General features: G+C 61.5%; 14 protein-coding genes and 6 pseudogenes. 7 read left to right on the top strand and 13 right to left on the bottom strand.

The window, feature by feature from the left end; translation table 11 throughout:
- Positions 1 to 318, bottom strand: a pseudogene (locus E5S69_RS32185) (copper resistance protein B); the annotation flags it as partial.
- 11 nt (positions 319 to 329) lie between these two features.
- A complete protein-coding gene (locus tag E5S69_RS24380) occupies positions 330 to 2,216 on the bottom strand; it encodes a copper resistance system multicopper oxidase (protein ID WP_053821776.1) in 1,887 nt (628 codons plus the stop codon).
- 202 nt (positions 2,217 to 2,418) lie between these two features.
- On the opposite strand from E5S69_RS24380, the gene E5S69_RS24385 reads away from it, so the two are divergent.
- On the top strand, positions 2,419 to 3,105 hold the full coding sequence (locus tag E5S69_RS24385) for a heavy metal response regulator transcription factor (RefSeq protein ID WP_053821777.1): 687 nt from the start codon (positions 2,419 to 2,421) through the stop codon (positions 3,103 to 3,105).
- Positions 3,102 to 4,496: a heavy metal sensor histidine kinase gene (locus E5S69_RS24390; RefSeq protein ID WP_053821778.1), complete on the top strand. Its 1,395-nt coding sequence runs from the start codon at positions 3,102 to 3,104 to the stop codon at positions 4,494 to 4,496. Before E5S69_RS24385 ends, E5S69_RS24390 begins: the two co-directional genes overlap by 4 nt.
- A 118-nt stretch (positions 4,497 to 4,614) precedes the next feature.
- Here the strand turns inward: E5S69_RS24390 and E5S69_RS24395 are convergent.
- The 6 genes and pseudogenes from E5S69_RS24395 to E5S69_RS24420 all read right to left on the bottom strand — a co-directional run bounded on the left by E5S69_RS24395 (position 4,615) and on the right by E5S69_RS24420 (position 11,639).
- A pseudogene (locus E5S69_RS24395) lies at positions 4,615 to 5,651 on the bottom strand (IS630 family transposase).
- A gap of 70 nt (positions 5,652 to 5,721) precedes the next feature.
- Positions 5,722 to 6,795 carry a porin gene (locus E5S69_RS24400; protein WP_053821779.1) on the bottom strand — a complete coding sequence of 358 codons (1,074 nt, stop codon included), beginning with the start codon at positions 6,793 to 6,795 and terminating at the stop codon, positions 5,722 to 5,724.
- 918 nt (positions 6,796 to 7,713) lie between these two features.
- A complete protein-coding gene (copK, locus tag E5S69_RS24405; RefSeq protein ID WP_053821780.1) occupies positions 7,714 to 7,998 on the bottom strand; it encodes a periplasmic Cu(I)/Cu(II)-binding protein CopK in 285 nt (94 codons plus the stop codon).
- Between the two features lie 89 nt (positions 7,999 to 8,087).
- Complete coding sequence (locus tag E5S69_RS24410) at positions 8,088 to 8,474, bottom strand: hypothetical protein (RefSeq protein WP_116322066.1); 387 nt, start codon at positions 8,472 to 8,474, stop codon at positions 8,088 to 8,090.
- A gap of 238 nt (positions 8,475 to 8,712) precedes the next feature.
- Positions 8,713 to 9,705, bottom strand: coding sequence for a copper resistance protein B (locus tag E5S69_RS24415; protein WP_223819835.1), 993 nt, complete (start codon positions 9,703 to 9,705; stop codon positions 8,713 to 8,715).
- Positions 9,702 to 11,639 (bottom strand): copper resistance system multicopper oxidase, encoded by a 1,938-nt coding sequence (locus E5S69_RS24420; RefSeq protein WP_115737198.1) that lies wholly within the window; start codon positions 11,637 to 11,639, stop codon positions 9,702 to 9,704. Before E5S69_RS24420 ends, E5S69_RS24415 begins: the two co-directional genes overlap by 4 nt.
- Positions 11,640 to 11,904: 265 nt before the next feature.
- Here E5S69_RS24420 and E5S69_RS24425 point away from each other — a divergent pair, with 265 nt between their 5' ends.
- From E5S69_RS24425 to E5S69_RS24440, 4 genes are all read left to right on the top strand, one after another.
- On the top strand, positions 11,905 to 12,231 hold the full coding sequence (locus tag E5S69_RS24425) for a four-helix bundle copper-binding protein (protein WP_062799392.1): 327 nt from the start codon (positions 11,905 to 11,907) through the stop codon (positions 12,229 to 12,231).
- A 197-nt stretch (positions 12,232 to 12,428) separates the two neighbouring features.
- On the top strand, positions 12,429 to 14,243 hold the full coding sequence (locus tag E5S69_RS32825) for a glycoside hydrolase family 15 protein (protein WP_053821782.1): 1,815 nt from the start codon (positions 12,429 to 12,431) through the stop codon (positions 14,241 to 14,243).
- On the top strand, positions 14,244 to 15,239 hold the full coding sequence (locus E5S69_RS24435; RefSeq protein ID WP_062799390.1) for an SDR family oxidoreductase: 996 nt from the start codon (positions 14,244 to 14,246) through the stop codon (positions 15,237 to 15,239). It begins immediately after the preceding gene.
- 21 nt (positions 15,240 to 15,260) lie between these two features.
- Entirely contained in the window at positions 15,261 to 17,834 is a 2,574-nt protein-coding gene (locus tag E5S69_RS24440; protein ID WP_115737197.1) for a vitamin K epoxide reductase family protein, read from the top strand.
- A gap of 705 nt (positions 17,835 to 18,539) precedes the next feature.
- Here the strand turns inward: E5S69_RS24440 and E5S69_RS24445 are convergent.
- The 5 genes and pseudogenes from E5S69_RS24445 to E5S69_RS24460 all read right to left on the bottom strand — a co-directional run.
- Complete coding sequence (locus E5S69_RS24445) at positions 18,540 to 18,773, bottom strand: hypothetical protein (protein WP_306437367.1); 234 nt, start codon at positions 18,771 to 18,773, stop codon at positions 18,540 to 18,542.
- A 171-nt stretch (positions 18,774 to 18,944) separates the two neighbouring features.
- A pseudogene (locus E5S69_RS32470) lies at positions 18,945 to 19,166 on the bottom strand (IS630 family transposase); the annotation flags it as partial.
- Positions 19,166 to 19,581, bottom strand: a pseudogene (locus E5S69_RS24450) (MFS transporter); the annotation flags it as partial. The pseudogenes E5S69_RS24450 and E5S69_RS32470, both read right to left, overlap by 1 nt.
- Before the next feature lie 243 nt (positions 19,582 to 19,824).
- A complete protein-coding gene (locus E5S69_RS24455; protein ID WP_232348071.1) occupies positions 19,825 to 21,564 on the bottom strand; it encodes an FTR1 family protein in 1,740 nt (579 codons plus the stop codon).
- An 85-nt stretch (positions 21,565 to 21,649) separates the two neighbouring features.
- Positions 21,650 to 22,003, bottom strand: a pseudogene (locus tag E5S69_RS24460) (tyrosine-type recombinase/integrase); the annotation flags it as partial.
- A 77-nt stretch (positions 22,004 to 22,080) separates the two neighbouring features.
- Between E5S69_RS24460 and tnpA the strand changes: the two are divergent.
- Positions 22,081 to 22,413 (top strand): annotated as a pseudogene (gene tnpA / locus E5S69_RS33010) (IS66-like element accessory protein TnpA); the annotation flags it as partial.
- Positions 22,414 to 22,464: the final 51 nt, after the last annotated feature.

Below are 22,464 nucleotides of genomic sequence, written 5' to 3' on the forward strand. Positions count from 1 at the left end.
GTCCATGCCCTGCATCGAGTCCATGCCTTGCATCTGGCTGTGGTCCATGCCCTGCATCGAGTCCATGCCTTGCATCTGGCTGTGGTCCATGCCCTGCATCGAGTCCATGCCTTGCATCTGGCCGTCGGTGGCAGCGGTGCCGCCAACCTTGCCCGAAGACTTTGCTTTCGGAATGGACTTCGCCTTTTCCGCGACGGCGGGCGACGAAGTTTGCGTTGGAACCGCTTCGGTGTGGGCGTGCTGGGCCCAAGCTGCGCTCATGCCAGCGGAAGCAAGCACGGCGGCAAGTACTGTTCTTGTTGGTTTTTCCATGTGCATATCGGTTAGGGTCAGGCCACCACCACTTCGCGGAACATCCCGGCGTCCATGTGCAACATCAGGTGGCAATGCCAGGCCCACCGGCCCAAGGCGTCGGCGGTGACGAGGAAGCTGATGCGTTGCGCCGGTTGCACCGCGATCGTGTGTCGACGCGCGAGGAAGGCGCCATCCGGCGATTCGAGTTCGCTCCACATGCCATGCATGTGCATTGGGTGCGTCATCATGGTGTCGTTGTGCAAAATGACGCGCAGCCGCTCGCCATACTTAAAGTGCACCGGCGTCGAATTTCCGAACTCCACCCCGTCGATGGACCACGAGTAACGCTCCATATTACCGGTCAAGTGCAGTTCCACTTCGCGCCCGGGACCGCGTTTGTCCAACGGACCGCCAATGGTGTGCTGATCGGCCAGTGTCAGGACGCGGCGCCCGGTGTCGCGCAAACCGATGCCCGGGTCGTCCAAGTTGGTGCGCGCCATGTCAACGCGCATATCGGTGGTGGCGCCATACTCGGTCTTGGCGTGGCGCGCCTTGGTGCTGGGCACCTTCAGCGACGCATCGGTCGCCATGCCCCCCGACATGCTACCCATGGCATGCTGGCTGTGATCCATGGCCATAGCGCCATGGTTCATGCCTTGCATGCCCATCGAGCCGTGGTCCATGCCTTGCATGGCCATGCCGCCATGGCTCATTCCGCCCATGGCGCTGTGATCCATGCCGCCCATGCCTCCCATACTGCCCATCATGTCGGCCATGGTGAGCCACTGCGGCTTATCCACGGCGGGCACCGGTGCCGCCAGCCCGGCTCGAGTTGCCAGGGTGCCGCGGGCATAGCCGGTGCGATCCATCGACTGCGAGAAAATGGTATAGGCCTCGTCGCGCGGCTCGACCAGCACGTCACAGGTCTCGCCCGGGCCGAAGCGGAACTCATCGACGGTTACCGGTTCGATGTTCTGTCCATCGACTTGGATGACCTTAAGCTTGAGGCCGGGAATGCGCACATCGTAGAACGTGTTGCCTGCGCCGTTGATAAACCGCAGACGAACCTTCTCGCCCGGCTTAAACACGCCGGTCCAGTTGCCGGCCGGTGTGACGCCGTTCATCAAGTAAGTCAGCGTGGCGCCCGAGAGATCCGCCAGATCGGTCGGGCTCATCCGCATCTCGTTCCACATCTTGCGCTTAGCGAGCGCGCTCTTCATCCCTTCACTGGAGACGTCGCGGAAAAAATCGATAACCGTCGGCTGGTTATAGTTGTAGTAGTCGCTCTGAACCTTCAGTTTCGAGAGCACGCGCATCGGATCTTCGTCGGTCCAATCCGAGAGCAGCACGGTATAATCGCGATCGGCTCGCACGCCATCCACGCCGGTGGCTGGATCGATGACAATGCCGCCATACACGCCGGTCATCTCCTGGAAGCCCGAATGCGAGTGATACCAATAGCTACCAATCTGGTCGACCTTGAAGCGGTAGGTGAAGGTCTCGCCCGGCGCAATGCCCGCAAAGCTGATCCCCGGCACGCCGTCCATCTCGAACGGCAGAATGATCCCGTGCCAATGAATCGACGTGTGCTCGCGCAACCGGTTCGTGACCCGAATCGTCACCGTTTCGCCTTGACGCCAGCGCAGCGTCGGCCCCGGCAACATGCCATTGATGGTGGTCGCGACGCGTGGCGTCCCGGTGAAGTTGACCACCGACTCGCCGATCACGAGGTCGAAGTCGGTCCCGCGCAGCACTGGTGCTGTGCCGGATAAGACATCTGCCGGTCGGCCTGACGGCTGAGCCCAGGCCGCACCGCCCAAGCCAGACAGCCCCGCCATCACGCCACCGGCGGCCAGACCCTGTACAAAACGGCGGCGCGGCAGATTAGGCAGCACAAGGCCAGACGGTCGATCACGTCGCATGAAATAGTCCTTTTTGCTTGAATGGCCGCGTCGGAAGGCGGCAGCAAGAGAGTAACGACAGCCAGGCTACCGTCAACTTACCCAAACATTACATTCCGGTAAGGTCTGGGTTACCCACAGAGCGTCTCGGTAGACTACCCCGTATTAGAGCCGGTCCAACAGGCGGGCACATAATCCGAAAGACGAGGGGGAGGGCACGAAGATGAAGCTGCTGGTGGTAGAAGATGAATCCAAGACCGGCGAGTACCTGCGCCAGGGGCTGACCGAGGCAGGATTCGTGGTCGACTTGGTCGCCAACGGGCTGGACGGACAGCACTTGGCGCTTAACGAAGCGTACGACCTGATTATCCTCGACGTCATGCTACCCGATCTCGATGGCTGGCGTATTTTGCAGACGATCCGCGCCGCGGACAACCCGGTTCCGGTGTTATTTCTGACCGCCCGCGACAGCGTGGCCGATCGGGTCAGGGGGTTGGAGTTGGGCGCTGACGACTATCTGGTCAAGCCATTCGCGTTCTCGGAACTACTGGCGCGCGTACGTACGCTATTGCGGCGCGGTACTGTACAGCTAGCGATGGACCGCATTCAGGTGGGCGATCTGGTGCTGGATTTGGGCAGGCGCCGGGCGTCGCGGGCCGGGCGCCGCATCACGCTGACCAGCAAGGAGTTTGCGCTGCTGGAGTTGCTCGCTCGCCGGCGCGGCGAGGTGCTGCCACGCTCGTTGATTGCCTCCCAGGTCTGGGACATGAACTTTGACAGCGATAGCAACGTGATCGATGTGGCCATTCGCCGCTTGCGGGCGAAGATCGACGATGACTTTGATATTAAGCTGATTCAGACCGTGCGCGGCATGGGCTACGTGCTGGAAGCGCCGGAGGAGCAGGCATGACGCATCGCCTGTCCCTGACGATGCGTCTGACCATCCTGTTTTCGCTCTGCTCTGCCGTGGTGCTGCTGGGCTTGGGCGTTCTCATCTGGCTGGCGATGGACCGCCACTTCGCCACCGAGGATTATGTGGTGCTCGGCGACAATATTCGCCTGATCGAAAAGATCGCGCAGGAAACGCCGGCCGAGCGCTTGCCCCAGCGGCTTCGGGAAATGGTCGATCACCATCCTGGCTTCGTCGCGCAGGTGCAGACCGCACAAGGCCACAAGCTGTATGCGACCAAGGACTTCGATTTTGCGATTGCTTTCGAGGCGATTCCGCGCGAATTGGCGCGTGACAATACCTTCGTCTGGCAGCAAGGCGAGCAGGAGTATCGCGGCATGCGCGCGCAGGTTGGTGCGGCTGACCCGCGCATTGCACCTTTGCGCGTCGTGGTCGGCATGGACACGGAAATCCACGCGCACTTCATGCATGCATTTCGTCGTTCGCTGGCCTTCTATACCACATTGGCGGTGCTCGCCAGCGGTCTCTTTGGTTGGTGGGCGGCGCGACGCGGGCTCGCACCCCTGCGCATGATGGCCTCACGCGCCAAGGGCGTCACCGCGAACAAACTGGATGCGCGCATGCCGGTCGAAGCCGTGCCGGTCGAGATGGCAGATCTGGCGATCACGTTAAACGCGATGCTGGAGCGACTGCAGGATGATTTTCGGCGGCTCTCGGAATTCTCCTCCGATTTGGCGCATGAGCTGCGCACGCCCATCACCAACCTGATGACGCAGACGCATGTCGTGCTATCGCAGCCGCGAGATGCCGCCAAATATCGAGAGGTCCTGGCCTCGAATGCCGAGGAATTGCAGCGGCTTGGGCGCATGGTGTCCGATATGCTGTACTTGGCCAAGATGGAGCACGGCATCACACTGCCGAATGAGGAAGCGATCAACGTGGCTGATGAAGTACAGGCGCTGTTCGAATTCTACGACGCGCTGGCAGAGGACAAGGGCGTCAATCTACGGCTTGATGGGCAGGCGAAAATTACCGGCGACCGTCTGATGTTACGCCGAGCGCTCAGCAATCTGCTCTCGAACGCTCTACGCTATACGCCGTCCGGCAAAGAGATCCGGGTCGAGACGCGCGAGCAGGGCGGCAGCACGTCGATCGTAGTCGAGAATGAGGGCGAGGAAATCAGTCCCGAGTTGCTGCCATCGCTATTCGACCGCTTTTTCCGTGCCGACAAATCAAGGACCCGTGCGGAGTCCGAAAGCGTGGGACTGGGTCTCTCCATCACGCAAGCCATCATGTTTGCGCACGGGGGCCAGATTTCGGCGGAATCGTCGGAAGGCACTACGCGCTTCATTTTGACGTTTCCCCGCCAGCGAAACGCCGCCCGGAGCTAGACGGTTGGCCTCCAGCGCGTCGCCGCATAAAAATAGCCACGGCGTTGCGGCGCCGTGGCTAGTGGTCCTTCGGTAAAAGGACCGTTCAACCTATTGATCCGGCATTGTATCTAGAATCTCATGCGGCATCACGAAGCGGTTTGGGCTCGAAACTCGCTTTTGGTCCGCTCGGGCTGTCGTTGACACCTTCACAGGTACATGGACGTCGCCTTGACCAGTTGCAGCTTGGTGCGCGCCGGCGCCAGCGTTGTGACGGCCGGCTTGAGGTCGGCGAAGGCCCTCTCGTCCGGGGTTGAGTTCGGGTCTGTAGCTTGGCCGGTAGAAGACTTCGATTTCGTGCTTGTGCTCGGCCAACCACGCCTTTACGGGCTTGCTGTGATGCACGCGCAGATTGTCCAGGATCAGGTAGACCTTGCGCTTAATACCCTTGACCAGCCGTTTCACGAACTTGATCAGGATGTCGGAATTGAGCGCGCCGTCGAATATCTTCCAGCGCATCGTTCCCTGGTTGGTAACGCTGGAGATGACCGACAAGCCATGGCACTCGTTGTTCGCCCGTACCACCGCCGCCTGGCCTTGCGCAGCATGGCCGCGCATGCGTACGTCGTTGCTGCGCAAGCCGGTCTCATCGCCCCAATGGATCTCGGCGCCTTCTGCCTTGGCGCTCGCTAAAATGACCGGATACTCCTCATCGAGCCACTTCTTCACTGCCGCTGGCGGCTCGTAGGCCTTCTGAATCGGCCTCTGCGGCGTGAAGCCCCAGCGTTCGTGGTAAAGACCTAGGGTGCGTGCAGCGAGTTCGATGCCGTAGCGATCGCGGATCAGTTTTGCCACCGCCTGGCGCTGCCACAGCGGGTACCCCATCTTCATCTGATCGGGCGTACGGTCGCGAATCAGGCGCAGCACTTCACTCTCCTGCTCGGCCGTCAGCGTGCGTCCAATGCCGCGGGGTCGTCCCGGCCGCGTAGTGTCCACCGCCTTCCAGCCGCCCGCTTCATACGCCTTGAATGCCGCACTCACCGTCGCGCGCGTCAGCTCGCACTGCGCCGCCGCCTCGTTCACGCTCACGCCTTGAAGCCGCATTCTCACCGCTCGCCGTCGCCGCTCGTTCAACGCGTCGACCGACAGCGTCCTCGAGTCGATTTTGTCATGCATCATCTGACTAACCCTCTCGAGAACGTCCCCTATTTGTGTGCCGGATCAACAGGTATTCAGGCGGCTTTGCTTAAAACTTATGGCGTAGACCCAGCACGACACCGGTCTGGTTGTCGCCCGGCACGACATTGACCGGCGCGCCACTGCTGGCGTTAAAGCCGTTCAAGCCCAACTGTGAGCCACCTTTGTTACGGACATAGCCGACATTGAAGTACATGTCGGTGCGTTTGGAAAACGCGTAATCGGTCGAGGCCACGAACATCAGCGGATCGGCGCCGGAACCCCGCACATCGGTATAGTACGCTGCGCCGGTGAGCGACAGCGCCGAGGTCAGCTGATAACGCAGGCCTGCCCAATACAAGTTGGAGCGCATTGCGCTTACCGCGCTCGAGATATTTCCGTTGAGCCAACGATATCCGGCATACAGCTTTGCTGGTCCGATCCCATAGCTGATCCCCACTAACGCGCGCCGGTCCTTTTGCCCCTGCGATGCAACGGTTGACCCCTGGTACTCGTCGTACAGGGCGCCCAGGGAAAGCGGTCCAGTCGAATACACCAGACCCGCACTCATCTCCCGGTCCACCTTCAGCTCGCCGGGGACTTCGCCGCCGCCAGTGCGGCCGAAGCTGTACAGTGCCATGGCGGTCACGCCGCCAAACGTGCCCTTGTACTTGACGGAATTGTCCGCGCGACCGGCAATGGTATCGTCGCTCTTGAAAAGCGAGTATCGCGGCGCGAAACCCATCGGATCAAACTGAATGGCGGTGTCGTATAGCACCGTGGTCTGGCGACCAAGGGTCAGCTGACCATATGGGCTGGACAGCCCGACCAGTGCGCCCCGGTCAAATAACCGGCCGGCGCTACTCGACTGCGCGGTATCAAGGGCGAAGCCGCTCTCCAGTTCGAACACCGCTTTGAGGCCACCGCCGAGATCTTCCGTACCCCGCAAGCCCCAACGCGAGGTCGACATATTGCCGGCCGACATGCGCACCTGGTTGGTGCCGCCGCTCGACGATGGCACATTCGATAAATATTCGATGCCGACATCGGCGACGCCGTATAGCGTGACACTCGTCTGCGCATAAGCCCCCAATGACAGCGACCCCAGCAGCATGCCAGCGGCGGTCATCTTTCTTCTTTTCATAGCGTCTCCAGTTCGCCACGTTATTGGTATTCGATAGGCACTGAAGTCTAGTGAGACCAAGCTTACTGCGACATTGCAAGCCGGTTACATTGTTGGGGCGGATGCAACTTGTGCAGCGCGCAGCGGTCGCCCATTCCCACGGAGTTAGCAGGCATGCGCTCGCGCTGGGCTAATGGGAAGTAGACGACAGGAGAGTGCGCGATGGCGGGATGATGTCTTGTCATGTTCTCGTAATCTCTGTGACAGACCGGCCGCCCTAGAATCAATCGCGTTGCCGCCTTGGGTCAACAGGAGCGCCCCGTTCTTTCCAGGTGCCAGGTGGCATGCCGCGTCATGATGCTGGCCGTCAGATCCCACGAAGACAGCCTGCGTCCAGTTCTTTTTTAGGGAGACTTCGATTGAATCTGATCCGAACCGGCTTATCGGCGTTGCTTGTTAGTCTTAGCGCTTCTGCGTTGGCGCACGCCCCCATTTTGGATCTTGATCGGGGTCCTGCCGCTTTCGTGCCCGGTGGCCTGGCCGAGCCGCGCCCTACGGAGTGGCTGATCGACGTCGGGGCGCGGGTCAACGCGACCTGGCGCCGAACACTTGGTGCGGGGGAGGGGTGTGTGCTGGTTTTGGACAATCCCCGCAACGAGCCAGCCGAGGTCACCGTAGTGATTTCCCAGGATGACGCCGGACACGCGATGCCCGGAACGCGCCCGGTATCGCTGCGCATCCCTGCTCATGGTCGCCATGCCCTGACACTGCAGGCCTCTCGGTCGCTTAGCGTGTCCGTGTACGCTGAGAAATAATGCAGCGCTCGCTCATCGCTCGGGCCGCGTGGGTGACGCTGAGCATGGCAAGCGGCCCGGACGGGCTCCGAGCAAGGGCACTGCACGGCGCCCGCTTGCTCAGAGCCCGTGTCAGGTCGCCCGCTTAGCCGCCTTCGCGGTGACCTTTGATGAGGGCGTCGTCCAGACGGAACACCTCATTGCCCTTCATCAGGATCTTGCTACCGTCTTTGGTCTCCATGACCTTGCCTTCTGGCATGCTGACGGACTTGCCGTACTTGTTCTCCATGCCCATCTTGCCGTCTTTGAAAACGTGGACTTTTGATCCGTCTTTGAGCTCATAGGTTTTCACGACCGTGCTCAAATCGGTCGCGGCGGCAGTAAGCGATACCGCGGCAATCAGGCTTGCAACGACAAGTTTGCTTTTCATCTTCGAGATCTCCTTTGGCTCGGTGGCACAGGTTGAGACTGCGTTGGCACACGCGGAAAGCGCGTACCGAAAAAGGGGGAACGTCTAGACTATTGCGGTGGCGCCGGTCGGGGCTGGCCGCAGTCACGGTTTTGTCGCTTCGCCTCTCGCGACGGCTTAGATTTGGCAGTATTCGATGGCGCCGCGGCGCCGTTGCCGTGCTTGAATAAGCGGTGCCGGGGGTTCACGGCAAGCGCATACTGCGGGGTTTCCTTGTCCCGCTGCGCTGTACAGTCCAGCGACCTGCTTTCCCATTCATGGTCCACGGCAGGCCACATCGCGGGCGCGGCAGGAGCCGGCACGCCACCGCACTGCAGCCACCAGTTACTGCTGAGCTCTTGCCTGGGCTCCCAGCCGATTTGAATGGCGCCAATCGCACCGGGCGCGATGCCCATTGCCGCGCCACCGAGCAGGACCAGCAGCTTTCCGACTTTCATGGGTCCTTTCCTGAGTTGGCCGGCGACGTGTGCCACGCGCGCCAGCATGGCACGCGGAGAGGACGCAGACTAATGCCCCATCAAACGGGGCCCCCCTATGGCTGCTTGCACGTGCGTCATAATGACCATTCTATTTTCCCGCGCGCGGCCTTCGCAGGCGTGATACGAAATGTAATCGCACAGTAAGTTGGCGGTTAACCAGCAGCGGGCTTGAACCTGGCCGGCGTCTCAAATGGGTTCAGAACCAGATTCGCACGCCGGCAACGATTTGCTTGTCGGTGGTCCGCTCTCCGGCAGCACGCGCAAAATCCGCGGTATTGCCCAGCTTCTTGCCCCACACCACGCCTAGGTAGGGGGCGAACTGGCGACGGATCTCGTATCGCAGTCGCAAGCCAAGCTTGAACTCGGACACGCCGCTGCCAATGCCTCGCGCCTCATCTGCCTTGCTATAGGCGTTCGCCTCGAACTCCGGCGTCAACAGCAGACGTTGGGTGAAGCGAATATCGTAGGTAGCCCGCACTCGGGCGGCAGCGCGTCCCGACGACCCCAGATAAGCCGTGGCTTCGATATCAAACCAATAAGGCGCCAGGCCTTGCACGCCAAAGGCGCCCCAGGTCCGCGGCGGCCCATTGCCGAAATCCTGGCGCACGCCCAGTTGCCAATCCCAGAACGGCGCAAAGGCGTGTCCCCACAGTGCCTCAGCTCTGGCATCCTCTGTGTTGCCATACAGACGCGTGCCTTCCGACTTGACCCATAACCGGTTCAGATCCCGTCCTACCCAGGCGAGCATGTCCCAGGCCAGTCCAGAGCCGCCGGGTGCCTTGACGTACTCGAGGCGATCGAATAGCACCTGATAGTAGATATCGTTATCGGCCATCGTATCCCCAGGCATGGGAATGCCTCGGTTCGGATCTGCCATCGGCACCGGGGCCTCATTCACCTGGATGATCGCATTCGCGCCGCCGGGCACTGAGGCAGATTCTGTCGGACTGACTGCGGGATGGCTTGGCGCTGGCTTCCCGGCTGGAGCTGCGGTCTTTGGTGGCATCGGGGCATCGTGCGCCATGCCTGGCATCGGCGTATCGTGTGTCATACTTGGCATCGGCGCCATCGTCTGCGCCGCCACGCTGTGGCACTGCACGCTGGCCAAGAGAGCCAGGCTTGCGAGAAGGATGAGACGGTGGTTGGGCACGTCAATCTCCCTGGCGTTGGCGAGGTTCAACCCGCTCATGCGACCACGACCTTGCGGAACATGCCGGCTTCCATGTGGTAAAGCAAGTGACAATGAAAGGCCCATTGTCCCGGCGCATCGGCCGTCACCAGGAAGCTGACTTGTTTGGACGGCTGGACGTTGATCGTGTGCTTTCTGACCAGCGCCTGGCCTTCGTGATTTTCCAGCTCGCTGAACATCCCGTGCAGGTGCATCGGGTGGTTCATCATGGTGTCGTTGATCAGCGTGATGCGCAGGCGCTCCCCGTAGTAGAGCCGGATCGGTTCGGCTTGGGAAAACTTCTTGCCGTCGAGGCCCCAGATGAAACGGCGCATATTGCCGGTCAAGTGCAGTTCCAACTCCCGGCTGGGCGGGCGCTTGTCGATCACCGGGCCGAGCGTTTTAAGGTCCGCGTAGGTCAACACTCGCCTGCCGTTGTTGCGCAGTCTTGGCCCCGGATCCGACAGCGAGCGGGAAGGGTTCATCGAGCGCATGTCGACCTGTGGCCCCATGCCAGGCATATTGCCCATCTTGCCCATGTCATGCCCCATCTCGCCACCGGTTTTCTGCATCCCCGGCTTCGCGTCGGACTTGCCGTGGTCCATGCCGGCCATTCCGGCATGGGCGTCCTTCGCTGGCCCGGACATGGTCGACATGTCATGCCCCCCCATGCCCCCCATGGCGCCCATGCCCGCCTCCGGCGTCATTGGTTGCATCGTGGGTGCGCCACCCATGGACTCCATCCCCATGCGATCCATGGCCATGGATGGTTTCTGATCCATCTTCATGGCCCCCATTTCCATGCTGCCCATATCCATGTCCGCCATGTCGCCCATGCCCATATCGGCCATGGTGAGCCAGGTCTTCGGATCGAGCTTGGGCACGTCGGCTTCCATCCCGACTTCCGGTGCAAGTGTCGCCCTGGCGTAGCCGCTGCGATCGATCGACTGAGCAAAGATGGTGTGCGCCTTATCGTCCGGCATCTGCACCACTACGTCGTAAGTCTCGGCGACGGCAATGCGGATTTCATCCACCGGTACCGGTTCGACATCCTGCCCATCAGCCGATACCACCGTCATCTTCACGCCGGGAATTCGGACGTCAAAGTTGCTGGTCGCCGAGCCGTTGATAAAGCGCAACCGCACGCGCTCCCCGGCTTTAGCGATCGCTGTCCAATTTTTATCTGCGGGCGTGCCGTTGATCAGGTAGGTAAAAGTGGCTCCCGAAACATCGGCCAAATCGGTCGGATTCATTCGCATCTGGTTCCACATCGCGCGCTTAGCCAAGGCCTCGGACAGCCCCATTTCGGACACATCTCGGGCAAAGTCGCCCACCGTCGGCATCTGAAAGTTATAGACGTCGCTCATCTTCTTGAGCTTCGCGAACACCATTTCCGGGTTTTCATCCGTCCATTCGCTGAGCATCACGACATAGTCGCGATCGACCTTGATCGAGTCTGGATGCATTGGCTCGATGACCAGCGGTCCGTACAAGCCGGTCTGCTCCTGAAAACGGGTATGCGCGTGGTACCAATAGGTGCCGGCTTGCCGCACTTGAAAGCGATACACGAACGTCTCGCCCGGCCCGATGCCGGGAAAGGAGATACCGGGCACGCCGTCCATCTGAAACGGCAGCAAGATGCCGTGCCAGTGAATCGATGTTTGGGTATCGAGCAAGTTGGTCACGCGCAGCGTGACCTCGGTGCCTTGCTTCCAATGCAGAATCGGCGCGGGGATGGAGCCGTTCACACTGGTGGTAGGCCGGATACGGCCGGTAAACGACATGGGCGTCGCGCCAATGGCCAGGTCAAACGTGGTCCCTGTCAGCACGACCGGATAGCCTTGGCTCTTCAAGGCCCAAACGGCGCGTGGATACGCGCCCAGGCTCGCCAAGCCGCCTCCGGCGATCAGACTTCCCAGCAGTCGGCGGCGGCTCAGTGAGACGGGGCGAAGCATGGCATCGCTAGGGCGTTCGAACACGTTGTCTCCTCGCGCAATGGTGAAACGTCCACTTAGCATAGTGCGCGCCACGTCGAAGCAAAAGCTCCTTTAGCGTCATCAGCCTGGCCAAAACATGTGCTGTCACCGGTTTCGTCATCGTCGCGTAATGCTCCTGTAAGGCAGTCGCTCCCATGCTGTCGTCTGCTTCCTGTGGCGCGCGAATTGCTCTCAATTTGGCGGCGTCTCGCAACGCTGGTCGAATTTCTTTAGGAGCTTTGCCATGCCACATGAAAACTATCTATCTTGTATTGAAGCCTGTCACGCCTGCACAGTCGCCTGTCATCACTGTGCTGCGTCTTGTCTGCGTGAGCCAGAGGTTGAGGCCATGAAACGCTGCATCGCACTCGACCTGGACTGTGCCGAAACATGTGCCTATGCCGCGGCGATGATGGCGCGCGACAGCCAGTACGCGCGCGCGATATGCGCGCTGTGCGCGAAGGTCTGTGAAGAGTGTGGGACGGAGTGCGCCAAGCACGAAGCGCAGCATTGCCAAGAGTGCGCACGTGCCTGTCAGGAGTGCGCGCAGGTCTGTCGCGCCATGGCGTAGATCCAGGTAGCCCAACGACTCGATCTTGGACGGCAACGCGCGGCTCGGGTGGTGAAGCCATGGCACGCCGCGAACTTGAGCCGTGTAACGGCAGGCATAGCGCGTTGTAGTTCTTTCCCGCGCTAGCGCCAGATGTAAGCCAGGATCCCGACCTCGGCAACGCGTGTTGCCAGCGTGGCGAGGGTCAAGGAGACGGAGTGTTCACCAACCCCAGGTATCCGCCCATTGCCGACTATGCCGTCATTGGCAACACGCATAGCGTGGCGTTGGTGAGCACGTCGGGATCCATCGACTGGTGCTGTATGCCGCACTTTGACGCCGGCGCCGTATTTTGCAGATTGCTCGATGCTAACCGAGGAGGCTACTTTCAAATCCGGCCGACGGGTCGTGCGATCAGTTCGCGCTATTACCGGGTCCCAGGGGGCGTACTGGAAACCATGTTTGAAGCCAGCGGCGGGATCCTTCGCCTGACCGACTTCATGCATAGCGAGCGTCTCGCACGCAGTCGGCTGGACCATGACTCACCCGAGTGCCATCGGCTGTTGCGGCGCATTGAGGCGACCGTTGGCGAGGTGAGGGTGGAACTTGTGTTCAGTCCGAGCTTTGACTATGCGCGCAAGCCCCACCAATGGGAAGTCGGTTCGCATGGCGTGACCGCTGTATGCGAACACCAACGTCTCAGCCTGGTATGTTCGCCGCCGCTGCCGCTGGCGACCGAAGCGCACCGCGCCAAAGGCGTGGCCATCGTGCGGCCCGGCGCGCCGCTGTGGGCGATTGCGTCCTTCCAACAAGACGGGCCGGACCGGCCTGTGCACGACCCCCAGGCGGTCCTTGATGAGACCCTACGACATTGGGGCGAGTGGCAGCAGCAATGCACCTATCGCGGTCCCTTCGAACGAGAAGTGCGCACCAGCGCCTGTGTTCTCAAGTTGCTGACGTTTGGCCCGACCGGAGCACTGGTGGCGGCGCCAACCACCTCGCTGCCGGAGTGGATCGGTAGCAGCCGCAATTGGGACTATCGGTTTTGTTGGCTGCGCGACTCGGCCATGGTGCTGCGCGCGTTGATGGCGCTGGGCCATCACGAGGCCGCAATGGACTTCTTTCGTTGGATCGAGCGATTTTGCGATCTCAAACGACTGCAGATCATGTACCGGATCGATGGCAGCCCGAACCTGCCTGAGCAGGAGCTTCGCCATCTTGACGGGTACCGTGCGTCCCGTCCGGTGCGTATCGGCAATGCGGCGGCGGAACAGGTGCAACTGGATGTCTATGGGCATGTCCTCGACGCGGCCTGGGTGTGCCAACAGGGCATGCCAATGACACTGTCCGCCCCAATGCGGCGCGTGCTCGCCCGGCTAGCCGACGCCGCCGCGGCGCGCTGGCGTGAGCCGGACCAAGGATTCTGGGAAACGCGCGGGGTGCCCCAGCATTTCGTATCATCCAAGCTGATGTGCTGGGTCGCGTTGGACCGTGCCATTGCGCTGGCACAGGCTGGGCAACTCGACGGAAACGTTGCTGTCTGGAAGCTCGAACGGGACGCGCTGCGTCGCGTCATCGAGGGGCAGGGGTTTCACCACGGGACTGGCGCGTTCACGCAAAGTTTCGGATCGCCAGCTTTGGATGCGAGCGCGCTACTGATCCCGCTGACCGGCTTTCTCCCCCCAACTGACGCGCGCGTGAAAGCAACCGTGGCCCGTATTCAGCGGGATCTCACCAAGGATTCGCTGGTCTATCGGTACCGCATCCACGATGGCGTGCCAGGAGAAGAGGCGACCCTCGCCATCTGCAGCTTCTGGCTGGTACAAGTCCTGGCCCGACAAGGCCGGGCCAAGGAGGCGATCAAACTCTTTCGGCACATCTGCTCGTTTGCCAGCGATCTCGGCTTATTCGCGGAAGAGATCGACCCGGATAGCAAGGCGCTGCTGGGCAACTATCCGCAAGGCTATACCCATCTGGCACTGATCCAGGCTGCGCTGGACATTCAGCAAGCGCAGCAACGCGGGGAGGCCTGAATGCATCCGCCCAACGTTGTTGTCGTCACCGGTGGCACCGCAGGCGTGGGGCTCGCTGCCGTGCGGGCCTTTGCGCAGCGCGGGGACTGGATCGCAATCCTGGCAAGAGAGCCGGATCGCCTGGCCCGGGTCTGTAGCGAATTGCGCGACCTGGGGATCCTGGCGCTGGGCATCCCCGTCGATGTCGCCGATGCCCAGCAGGTGGAGGCAGCAGCGTCGCGCATTGAGCTCGAACTGGGACTGATCACGATTTGGGTGAACAATGTCTCGACGACCGTGTTTGCGCCGGTCGCCGAAACAACGGCGGCCGAGTATCGCCGCGTCACGGAAGTGGTCTATCTGGGCGCGGTGCATGGCACGTTGGCCGCGCTGAAACGCATGTCGGCGCGCAATCATGGCTGTATTGTGCAGACCGGCTCGGCGCTGGCCTATCGGTCCATCCCGCTACAGTCAGCATACTGTGGGGCGAAGGCGGCGATCCGTGGCTTTACCGATTCCCTGCGTTCGGAACTCGTTCACGATCATTCGTCGGTGAGACTGACGATGGTGCATTTATCGGCGTTCAATACGCCGCAATTCGATTGGTGCCGCAGCAAGTTGCCACGCCGTGCCCAACCAGTGCCGCCAATATTCCAGCCGGAAATCGCCGGCGAGGCCATTGTCTGGGCAGCCACGCACGGCCCTCGCGAGGTATGGGTGGGCTGGCCAGCCGCCAAAACCATTCTGTCCAGTCGATTTTTCCCAGGCCTGGGTGATCGTGTGGCGGCCAGACAGGCCTATGAGGCACAGCAGACCCAGGAACCCGCCCACCCCGATCGGCCCGATAACCTGTTTGTACCGGTCGTGGGCTTGTTTGCAGCACATGGCCGCTTTGACAATCAAGCGAAGTCAACCAGTGCGCAGTGGTGGATCTGCGTGCATCGCTGGCAAGTGTCCGCAGCGATCGGTGTGGCCGCCGTGGCTGGCCTGCTCGGTCTCTTCATGATAGTCAGATAACACCCCGGCAAGGAGTCGGCGTTGGCACATAGCACGGACACGATTTTGGTAGTGGGGGCAGGATCGCTGCTCGGCCGCGCCGTAGTGGCGCGCCTGTTGCAGCAATACCGTGTGGTCGCGCTCGATGGCGAAGACCTTGCCGCAGCGTTCCCCAGTGCGCTAGCGCTTCGCATCGACGCGACACGTGAAAAAGATATGGCGCAGGCATTCGATGCGGTGATAGCCGGTCACGGCGAGCTTATAACGTCGGTCGTCTATGTGGTCAGCGAGATGGAAGACGCGCCCAATGCGGACGGCAGCGTGCAGCGGATCGCGGCGGAACTCGACCTTGTCGGCAACCTGCAACGCATCATTGTTGAATTGCAGCGGTGCGCGGTGGGTCAATTCGTGCTGGCCGGCACCTTGCTAGTCCATGCCCCGTCGCAACCCGGCAATCCGATCAATGAAGCCTCGCCCATCGATCCCAAATCGCCATTGCGGGCGATGATGATCAGGGCGGAGCACCTGCTCCAGCACGAACTCGGCGCCGTACCGCGGTTGATGCTGCGGCTCGCGCCGCTCTACGACGATCTCGGTCATAACGCTTTCCTGGTGCAGCAGATCGCGGCAAGCTACGAGTCCAGCCTTGTCGCCCGGGCCGACGCACATCCGGACACCGCCCATGTGTTCCTGCACGTCGATGACGCGGCAGCGGCGGTCGCGCACGCTGTCGCAGCGCGCGGCCAGTTGCCTTGCAAGTTGTCGTTAGTGCTTGCCGAGGAGGAGGCAGTGACACCAAGGCAACTGCGGGCAGCAATTTTGCACGCACTGGATGGCCCGGGCGAAGCGATGCGGCCGCAGGCCGGCGTCGGGGCGCGCCTTTACTCACGCTGCCAGCATGCGCGAAATGTCGGTGACGCCTCTGACCCGGAACTGCGATGCCTGGCAAGCGATCATTATGAAGTGGACAGCGCCAGCGCGCGCGAGAGGCTAAATTGGCGGCCTGAGCGCCGAATTCTAGAAACGATGCCTCGCATCATCGCGGCGCTGAAGCAGGACCCGGTCAGTTGGTATCGCGCTAACCGGCTAAACACGGCCATCATCGCCGACCATCACCCCGTGGTGCGACACGGCAGCGTGACCGTCAAGGGCGCGCCGGAAATCAGCGGCTCCGCCGCTAAGCACGAGCACGAGCACGAGCACGAGCACGCGCAGCATATGCGCGACGCCCATTACAGCCTGTTATGGGCGCATTATCTCAACATCTTGCTTGGTGCCTGGTTACTCACAAGCCCTTTTGTCTTGGGCGCCTTTGATACTCGGGAGTTTGGCACGCTGGTAATGCAAGTGACCGCAGAACGCGGTCTTGCGCCCCCTGCGTTGCGCATGACGTGGCTGGGCTGGAGCGACATGGCCAGCGGCAGCCTGATCATGGGCTTCGCCACATTGTCTCTTTCGCGTCGCTTTTCATGGGCGCAGTGGGGCAACGCCTGTGTCGGGCTCTGGTTGCTGTTCGCGCCACTGGTGTTCTGGGCGCCGTCCCCGGCCGTCTACAACAACGATGTGATCGTCGGCGGCTTCCTCATCGCCTTTGCCATCCTCGTACCCATGATGCCAGGCATGAGCATGGCGTCGATGAAGGACCAGTCCGATCTGCCGGTCGGGTGGACGTACTCGCCGTCCACCTATTTGCAGCGGCTGCCCATTATCGGGCTGGCCCTGTTCGGGTTCCTGATCGCACGCCAGCTCACGGCGTATCAACTCGGCCATGCGGCGGCGGTTTGGGAGCCGTTCTTTTCTCCTGACGCGCAAAAAAACGGGACGGAAACCATTATTACCTCCGCCGTGTCCCGGTCCTGGCCGATTCCGGACGGTGGCCTTGGCGCGGTCAGTTATCTGCTGGAGGTGTTGATGGGCGCGATGGGTGGGCGCCAGCGTTGGCGCACCATGCCTTGGATGGTGGCGGCATTTGGGATCGTCGTCGTGCCCCTTGGCGTGGTGAGCATCTATTTCATCATTATCCAGCCAATCGTGATCGGGACCTGGTGCACGTTGTGCCTGATCGCTGCGGGCGCAATGACGCTGATGATCCCTTATACGTTGGATGAACTGGTTGCAATGGGTCAGTTTCTGGGACAAGCGCATCGGCGCGGCGAGCCGGTACTTCGCCTCTTCTTCGTGGGCGGCGCCTCGCCAGGAAGCCAGCGCGACCGGCGTCCCGGTTTCGATAGCGCATTGTCCGACGCGATGGCGTCGGCGTTGCGTGGTGTGCAATGGCCCTGGACACTGGTTGCGTGTGTCGGAGTTGGCATCGCGCTGATGTTCACGCGCCTGTTGTTTGGCACCATTCCGCCGTTAGCGGACAGCGATCATTTGATCGGTGCGCTCGTAATTGTTGTCGCTGTGGCCGCGCTCGCAGAGGTAGCAAGGTTACTGCGCTGGATCAATGTCGGCTTTGGCGCTTGGTTGGTCATCGCACCGTGGGTGCTCAGCGGCGGAAATTCCGCGGCGGCGGCATTTGGGGCCGTCGCAGGGCTTGCGTTGATCGGATTGAGCCTGCCGCGCGGCTGGCGCAGCCGGGAGCACTATGGTAGCTGGGATCGGCTCATTCGGTAGCGGAATGCGGCGAACTGGCGGCGGAGTCGCCGCCAGTTTGACCGTCGGCCAGCGTGCCTTTGTTATCGGACCTCGCCTTCATGCATCATGCCTAACAATCATCTAGCCATCATTAACCTCTCCCGCCTTGACATCCTGATTGCGTCGCTTCAGGCAAACGCCGCCTTGCAACGTCGCCGACTTGTGCGCAGTCGGCCAGCAGCAGCGAAGGACGGCCGGGCGCAAAACTTGCTGGAAGTACAACTCGCAGCGCTCACCGCCCTACGGGCGATACGCTTTAATCTAGTCGAGTCGGCACCAGCGCCACGCAATGTTGATGGCGCCGCAATATTTGATCAGGCCGCACGGCGGCAGTCTTTGCCCTTCGGAGCACTATGCCCAGTGGTCGCCGCTGTGGCGAATTGCGCCTGACGGGGCGTTCTTATCCCTTTATCAGTAACGAATCCAGCCAGCTTTGAATGCAAGGGCTGCGCCGACGCTTTGTCAGCGTACCGTGGCGGCCGGCAGCGGATGACAAGCCTTGTTCCGCAGGGCCCGCCCCGCGGGACAGCTTACGCTTGCACGATGGCCAGTCGACGGCAGCGGTTGGCATCGTGCAACAACGAACAAAATGGGCACCCCCGCCTGCTTCAGATAGGCGTTTTTGCCATCCCGTCGAAGCAAATGCAGTCGTCGGAGGGGACGGCCCCACGAGAAACTGCCCGGTTACAGCGGAGCCCCATCGGAAGACGACATATATCTTCCAGCGTTCGCGCCATCGGTGTATGGGTCGAACTTGCCCGCTCTGGCGTCATCGGTATATGAATCGAATTTGCCTGTCTTCGCGCCATCGGTGTACGGCCCAAACTTGCCGGCCGAGGCCATGGCCGGCACTGTGGAAAGCACACCTGCAACGGCAACAATGGTGGCAATGACAGCGCAACGTTGGATCATCGTCATGATCGTCTCCCCCAACTCTACACGCGGCTTCTTCAGCCTTGTAAACCACTCTAGCCGGTCATGACTCACGCAAGCATGATGCTCGCGTTACGAATCTGTCACGTTACGCGCTGCGCGAAGCGGAATTCAACAATCCGCCTTCGCGCAGCCCGCCTTCACGTTCAGGGTCAACTAGTCCGCTGAACCAGAAGATTCGCACCGGATGCGGCGCGTCGGATCGGAGTACTTCCATTTCAGCGGGGCGGCCAGCTTGTTGTATTGACGGATCCAGCGCTTGAGCTTTTTATCGAGGTCCTTCGTACTGGTGAACACGCCACACGTGATGACGTCGCGCTGGATACGGGCAAACCAGTTCTCGGCCTGATTCAGCCACGATGAGTACGTGGGGGTGTGCTCATCGCCAGCACGAGGTGGGCGAGAATCAGAATCACAAGACCCCATACCAGCAGCGTGGTATGACGCAGGCGATCGGAGAGCTTGCCAAACGGATAGGCCAACAACGAATATACGACGTTCATCTCGACCAACACCAGCGGCGCCAAGTACGGAGGCAGGCCGACCTGCTGGGCACGCAGGACCAGAACGCCTCGCTGAAGCGAGCAAGCGTAAACAGCGCCCCAATCGCGATGACTTGCCACTATGAGCCGAGACGGACAAGGTTTGTCCACTTGATCGGATTGGTTCGCTTGGCGCCGACATGAGGCTCGGGTTCTCGCACCCCCACCATCAGCAGCAGCACGGAGAGAATGCCCGGGATGACCGCCACCCAGAAGACGGCGCGGAAATCGTTCGCCCACTGAATCATCAGCACCAGATCGCCGAAGGGATCTGGCTTAACGTGATGCGAGGGGATGCGGTCACGGCGATTCCTTTGAGGCCAGGTTGGCGCCGGGACGATGTGCGCGCCCATGCGAGGCGCACGGGAGCGGCACGGCTGAATCGTGGCGCCCGGATTCACACAGTTGGGGCGCCAGGCGAGGCGCCCGACGTTCTATGGCAGGGAAATCAGCCGTGGAGACGTGCTCCCTAGCGTGGCACCGCCTTGGCGGCGTTAGGCCTGGGTAGATGGCCGCTGCGACCGGAAATTGTAGGCGATGCTTGCCGCGATAATGAGCAAAATCAGAATTTGCGCGGTGACGGTCTGGACAGACGGGTAGACGCCGAGGACGTCGATACGGGGCAGCGAGATCGGCGTAACCTGCAGGAAGCCGACTTTCTGTAGCGCTGCCACGCCTTTGCCGATCAGGACGACCGCCAACACGCCGACCAATGCCGAGCTGAAACCGAAGAACTGACGGATTGGAAGGCGCGCCGAGGAGCGGAGGAGGACAATGGCGATCACAGCCAGGATGGCGATACCCGACGCAAGCCCTGCGAGCAAGAAAACGCTGTTGTCCTCTGTCCACAGAGCAGCGTAAAAGAGGACCGTTTCAAACACTTCTCGGTAGACTGTAACGAACGACAGCAGGAAAAGCATCAGCGCCGATTTCTTGTTCAAGGCCGACGACAGCTTCTCTTTCACATAGGCTTGCCATCGACCCGCAAGACTCTTCTGGTGCATCCACATGCCCACGCCGAGCAATACGATCGCAGCAAACACAGCGGAGAAGCCTTCCGTCATCTCGCGGCTGGCGCCGCTCAGGTCGACGACGTAGGTGGCGACCGCCCAGGTCAACCCGCCAGCCGCCAGCGCGGCAATCCAGCCCCCATGCACGTAGGGCAGGACATCGGTGCGATCCGCTTTCTTGAGGAACGCCATCATCGCGACGACCACCAACAGGGCTTCAAGCCCTTCTCGCAGCAGGATTGTCAGGGCGCCGAGGAAGGTCGAGACGGCGTCATTGGTGCCGCCCAGTGCCTCCTGTGCCTCGTCAAGCTGTGATTGCAACTGCTGTGCAATCTCGTGGGCACGTTCCACTTGGCCCGCGGTCACGGCATTGCGATAGAGCCCCATCGTCTTCTCGATATGCTGGAAGAGCGTCTGGTTCTTGGCAGCGAGCGCCGGCTCGACGGGCTCGAAGCCGTCGAGGTAGGCGGCCAACGCCAAGCGCGAAGCCGCCTGCCTGTCGCCCTTGTCCAAGGCGGACACGCTTTCCTTCAGCTTATCTTTGGCAATCACCAGGCTGTCGGTGTTTGATGTCGCGAGTGAACCTGGCGTACTCCTCAGGTAGGCCGTCAACTGGCGCGAGACGTCCGCCCCGATCGTCTTGGCGAGCGCAGCTTCGGAGGCCTGGCTTAACATGGCCAGCGTGGGCACGGCTGCATGGAGAGCCGGTTGCGATGCCCACAACTTGGCACCAGCCTGGCGGTCGGCATCCGAATACGAGAGGGTCGAGGCAAAATAGGCGAGCGCCCAGCGATCGTCGTCCGAGAGCTGGGCGAAACCCGGCATCGACGTTCCCTCCACCCCGCGCGTGATGATCTGCTGGAGCGCAAAGACGCTGCGCTCCTGGGCCCGCTCATGATCAGCCAGGGCGATCGGCGGCGGGCTCAGCTTTGCAGCCAGTGGGCCGTCCGCGTGCCCGGAGACGCCGTGGCACGAAGCACATTGGCTTTGGTAGAGCCTTGCCCCTTGTTGTAGATCGGGCAGCTTGCCAGGGGCCATCGGAACCGGATAGGCCGCGAGGAGTCCACCGGCCAGTCTGCGGGCTTGCTCCCCGACCGTTTCGGGCGGTGCTTTCTCCGAAATGGCTGCACGCAACGCCGCCGCTTCCTTGGCCAGCTCTGGCGCGGCTGGCGTTGGCGGCAACTCGGCTAGCTGCCGTTCGGCTGCCTGCGCGAACTCCTGCATCTCAGCATATTCGGCCTCGTTGGGGTCGCTTCAGAAAACGGACAATATTGCACGCTAAGCTTTCAGGAACCCGGCCAGAAGCTGGCTACCGGGCGGCAAAGGCCTGATCCATCTGGCGTGCCCGCTTGACCTCATCGCTTTGCAGGTAGATCGAAGTGGTGGCCACCGACGCGTGACGAAGGTTATCGCGCACGGTGGTCAGCTCCACGCCGCGGGCCAGGGCATGGGTCGCGTGCGTATGCCGCATCCAGTGGGGACTGGCCCGCCGCAGCTTTTCCGCAACTGTCGGGTGATCGACGGCCATGATGTCCGCAGCCTGGCCAAAGAAGCGCCGCATTACCGTCCACAGGCGGGTGCCAGTGATGCTGGTTGCGCTGTCCTGCTCCAGGCTGGCGATCAAGGGCATCTTGGGATCCCAACGGGCTGGCGTCACCGTAAGCGCTCAATTGACGACGTCTGGTATTGAACGCTGAACGTTGGCAGGCTTGCGTCCGCAAAGACTTTGCGGACGCAAACATGATCCAAGACGAGATTGACCTATTTCCGCTGCAGGCGGTGCGAGTCCGCTCCAATGGGAAGCGCGACTACGAGCCAGCGGCCAAGCGGCGTCTGATTGAGTTCTGCCTTCAATCGGGAGCATCGGTTTCGGGCACGGCTCTCAAGGCTGGCATCAACGCTAATCAGTTGCGCAAATGGATTCGGGAGTACCGAGATTCAGCGCAGGCGCGAGGTGCATTGCCGGCATTCGTGCCGGTTGTCCAGGAGGTTCTGGATTCGCGGCCGATCGAGACACCTGCAAAGGTCGTGGTGCCTCGCCGCGAAGCGGCCTCAGCGACTGCCGATTCGCCACCGCAGCGAGCGCTACCGCTGGCACTCTTGAGCGCGAAGCTACCCAACGGC

Origin of the sequence: Cupriavidus necator, assembly GCF_013141915.1 — a bacterium.
GTDB lineage: Bacteria > Pseudomonadota > Gammaproteobacteria > Burkholderiales > Burkholderiaceae > Cupriavidus > Cupriavidus necator_B.